The sequence below is a fragment of the Tateyamaria sp. genome, from assembly GCF_059783535.1.
This window is the reverse complement of record NZ_JBYNDP010000214.1, coordinates 1-4,135: the sequence shown is the minus strand read 5'-3', so window position 1 is coordinate 4,135 and position 4,135 is coordinate 1. Positions and strand designations below refer to the sequence as shown.

Below are 4,135 nucleotides of genomic sequence, written 5' to 3'. Positions count from 1 at the left end.
ACGAATTGAGCGCCTTGCAGGCGCTCGAGGGGCTGCGGAAAGGTGACAAGGGACACGCTGAGGAACGCAACGAGGTTCAATGTGATCGACCAAACAATTGCGTGCACAGTCGGGTCGATCCCCTCGATCCCGAACAAGGCCTGCGGTCTCAGCCATCCCAAGCCCGCGATGCCGTGATCAAAGACAGACGCACTCAGGACTGCGTCCGGCCCAAAGCTGGGCAAGAGCGAACAAAAAACCCAGACAGTAAAACCAACCACCAGCCCTGCAAGCGCGCCCCAACGGGTGGCGCCCCGCCAAAAGATACCGCCCAACATGGCTGGTAGAAATTGCGCCACACCAACAAAGGATATGAGACCAATCGCTGCCAGCGCAGCGCCACCACCGGATAAGCGGTAGTAGAGGTAGCCAAAAAAGATAATCAGAAGGATCGAGGCCCGTCGGGCCAAGATCACAACACTCCGGACATCCCCCGATACCTGGGCCCCCTCGGCCTGAGTGCTCAACCAGATGGGCATAACGATATGGTTCGACACCATTGTGGACAGGGCAAGCGTGGCAACGATGACCATGGACGTGGCCGACGAAAACCCGCCAAGGAAGGACAGTGTTGCAAGACCGCCCTGCCCTTCGGCCAATGGAACGGTCAGGACGAAAAGGTCCGGATTACTGCCCTCTGGCAATATGTCGAGGCCGACCACGGCAATCGGCACCACGAACAAGCTCATCAGCATCAGATAAAGCGGGAAGGCCCAGCTCGCGATTTGCAAGTGGCGCTCGTCATCATTCTCCACCACCATGACCTGGAACATGCGTGGCAGCGCCAGAAAAGCAGCCGCAGACAAGGCCGTCAGGGCAACCCAGCGGCTGCGATCCATGCTCCATTCGCCGATGGGCGACGAGTCAATGCGCTCGAGCATGGGACCAATGCCACCGGCAATCCCCCAGACAACAAAGATGCCGACAGCCAGTAGGGCAATCAGTTTCACAACCGCCTCAACTGCAATGGCGATCACCACGCCGTCATGGCGCTCGTTGGCATTCAGGTTCCGTGTTCCGAATAAGACGGTGAAGATGGCAAGACCACAGGCCACCCAGAACGTGGCCGTGGATTGGCTCAGGCCATCGGTCTGGACCGGATCGGAGAAAATCGACACGGAAAGCGTCACCGATTGCAGCTGCAAAGCGATATAGGGTGTGACGCCAACAACGGCCATCAGCGTCACAACGATAGCCAGCAAATTGGACTTGCCGTACCTCGCTGAAATCAGGTCAGCGACCGACGTTGCCCGCTGCGCGCGTCCGATCCGAACAAGCCTGCGCAGCACCCACCACCAACCGATCATCACAAGGCTGGGACCCAGGTAGATGGTGACAAACTCCATCCCCGACCGAGCCGCGTATCCAACCGCCCCGTAGAAGGTCCATGCGGTGCAATAGATGGACAGAGATAAGGTGTAGACCAAAGGCGACCGCAACCAGCCACTGCGCCCACGGACCGAAGCGCGCTCGGCAAAGAACGCGATGGCAAACAGAAACGCGACATAGACCAGACTGACGGCAACCAGCTGGTTGACGGATATCATTGTTGCTGCTCCGGCGGCTCGGATGCCTCACCCGAACGTTTGGACAAAACCCACCATAGCGCCAAGGCTGACAGGATCAGGACAACCCAGACTAAAAAGACGTAAGTGACGGCGCCAGACATGGACACAGATGCAGGCGCGTCGGGGCCATCCTTCGCGTTTGGCCAAAACACCGGAAACAACCACAACAGCAGACCTACAATAGGCAGCAGGCGCAACGCATCCATTACCCGCCGGCGGCGATAGCTGCGCCGCTCCAGGAACAGTGTCGTGTTTGTATTCTGGTCCGTCATTGCGCCAATTGAACAAGATCGCGAACGGCCGTCACCACCTCTGTATTGGAAAACGGCTTGGTCATGAAGCGACTGACGCCTGCCCGTTCGGCCAGATCCCGATCCCTACTTTGACCACGTGCGGTCAGCATCAGAACCGGCAACCGCTCAAAGTCCGGGTCGGCTCGCAATTCGGTCAGAATGTCGATACCGTTCTTGCCCGGCAACATGTAGTCCAGAACGACCAGATCGGGGCGCATGTTGCGCACCTTGTCGACCGCCGTCGCTCCGTCCGAGTGCGTATCAACCTGCCAACCCTCGCGGCTGAGCAGGAACTGGATTGCCTCTATGATGTTAATCTCGTCTTCAACGAGCAAAACATGCTTGCCCATGTCTGCGACTCCTCCCCAAAATCGCACCAACCCGCAGCAGTTTCGCCTCTTGGCTGGCGCGCCCAACTATGTGCGCATTTGGCCAAGCTGTCAAAAACCTCCGAACCCGTCACTCAGGATCGATGGCTCACGCCGCCCTGCACACCCACCACGTGGACAGATGCGACATGCCGGACCGATGTCTTCGACCGGAACACCTTCTGCCGCGTGGCCATCCGGCACTGGCAGAATAAGCATTGCAGCCTCCAAAAGCCGCGGGGCATTAAAAACCACCGGCCCTACCGGTTCTGCAGCAGCAAAACAGTCAAAAACAGCACCGTCCCGCGACGGCATCTGAACCCGCGCACGGATCACCTGCCCCGGTTGACCCATCACCTGAAACAGGGGCCATAACGGACAGGCAGCCCCATGGCGCGGGATGGTGAACCCTTCGATATCCTTGCGGAACAGAAGACTGCCAGCGCGATCAGACACGACAAGCCCGGCATCAAGCCCGGGAACAGCAGCAATGCGGCGCATCATATGCGGAACGGAAACGCCAAAGCGATGGGACAGCGCAATCACATCAGCCCCATCCTCAGCAAGCGCGGCTTGCAAATCGGTCATTGCGACCTGGGCACTGTCCTGAACCACACGGTCAAGCACGGTACGGGCAAGATGACGGGATTGGGCCGACACCAATTCCGGTGCCCCCGAGACAATACTGTCAACGCTCCCCGACCCGTCCTCAAGAGATGAAAACCCGTAGTCATGCGCTGCCAGAAACTGCGCGACCTCTTCTTGCGGAGACCCAGAGGGTGCTGCCTCACCAGTCTCAGCATCCAGAAAACCAACCAGTGCCTTCGAGCTGTCGGCAAGGCGTCGACTGTCGGCGTCGATATTGGCATGAAACCTGTTGCGCCATTCTTCCGTGATGGTCTTGTCTTCAGCCAGAATGGAGGCTGTTGACCTAATCGACGCCGCCGTGGACAACACCTCGTGCACCGAGGCAGCAAGCTCCGGGTCGTGCGCCAAACGATCACTCAGTGTCTCCACCGTGCGCTCCAGGTCCGCAATCTTGCGATGTGCGGCTGCCAGTGCATCCGCCCAGCTCGGAAAACGACCAGCGAACTCCTCCGCCCTTCCACTTTCAGCTTCAGGCATGTTTGCGCGTTGAGCAGCCTCTTGCAGTGAAGCAATCAGGGCGGCCTCAGCGCCCTCGCTCAATACGGTCGGTTCAACCTCCAAAGCCGCCGCAATATCAAGCAACAGCTTGCCCCCGATTCTGCGACGATTGTGTTCAATCAGGTTCAGGTAAGACGCTGAGATGCCAATCTGACGCGCCAAATCAGACTGCTTGAGACCTCCCATCGTTCTACGCTCACGTATCCGTGTGCCTGTGAGTGCGTCCCGCGCCATGACCATTCCCACCCGTTTGTAAGTCATTTCAACGCGTTTCTGCGCTGCGACATAACAAAGTTTACAAAGTATACCTTCGTATTGTGCAATTGTTTACAAAATAATTCTGCAAAACAAGGGGTTTATTGCGCAATTTTCCAATCCCGCGCGATATTGGCTTTGCACGAAAAGTGCATGGGCGATCCGGTTGAGGAGCAGGATCGCGCTTTTCAACAATTGGGAGGATATTCATGTCCAAAACGAATCTGACGCGTCGTGGCGTGCTCAAGACCGGTGCCATCGCAGGCGCCGGCGTTGCTGCACCAACGATCTTTACGGCGCAGTCGGCCGCGGCGTTCACGAACGAACCAACGGGTTCAAGCGTGACACTGGGCTTCAACGTACCGCAGACCGGCCCCTACGCTGACGAAGGTGCCGACGAACTGCGCGCCTACGAGCTGGCGGTCGAACACCTGAACGGTGGCGGCGACGGCGGCCTGATGAACAC

4 protein-coding genes and 1 pseudogene are annotated in these 4,135 nt (G+C 58.2%); 1 reads left to right on the top strand and 4 read right to left on the bottom strand.

The genetic code is table 11. From position 1 onward, the window contains the following. The 4 genes from AC6RA8_RS21590 to AC6RA8_RS21575 all read right to left on the bottom strand — a co-directional run. Window positions 1–1,586 (bottom strand): sodium:solute symporter family protein (locus AC6RA8_RS21590; RefSeq protein WP_500355770.1); only part of this gene is annotated, 1,586 nt, incomplete at its 3' end. Beyond that, on the bottom strand, window positions 1,583–1,879 hold the full coding sequence (locus AC6RA8_RS21585; protein WP_500355768.1) for a hypothetical protein: 297 nt from the start codon (window positions 1,877–1,879) through the stop codon (window positions 1,583–1,585). The genes AC6RA8_RS21585 and AC6RA8_RS21590, both read right to left, overlap by 4 nt. Further along, window positions 1,876–2,250 carry a response regulator transcription factor gene (locus AC6RA8_RS21580; RefSeq protein WP_299772004.1) on the bottom strand — a complete coding sequence of 125 codons (375 nt, stop codon included), beginning with the start codon at window positions 2,248–2,250 and terminating at the stop codon, window positions 1,876–1,878. Before AC6RA8_RS21580 ends, AC6RA8_RS21585 begins: the two co-directional genes overlap by 4 nt. Window positions 2,251–2,340: 90 nt before the next feature. Then, window positions 2,341–3,648, bottom strand: a complete 1,308-nt coding sequence (locus AC6RA8_RS21575; RefSeq protein WP_500355772.1) for a short-chain fatty acyl-CoA regulator family protein — start codon at window positions 3,646–3,648, stop codon at window positions 2,341–2,343. A gap of 230 nt (window positions 3,649–3,878) precedes the next feature. Between AC6RA8_RS21575 and AC6RA8_RS21570 the strand changes: the two are divergent. Further along, a pseudogene (locus AC6RA8_RS21570) lies at window positions 3,879–4,135 on the top strand (branched-chain amino acid ABC transporter substrate-binding protein); the annotation flags it as partial.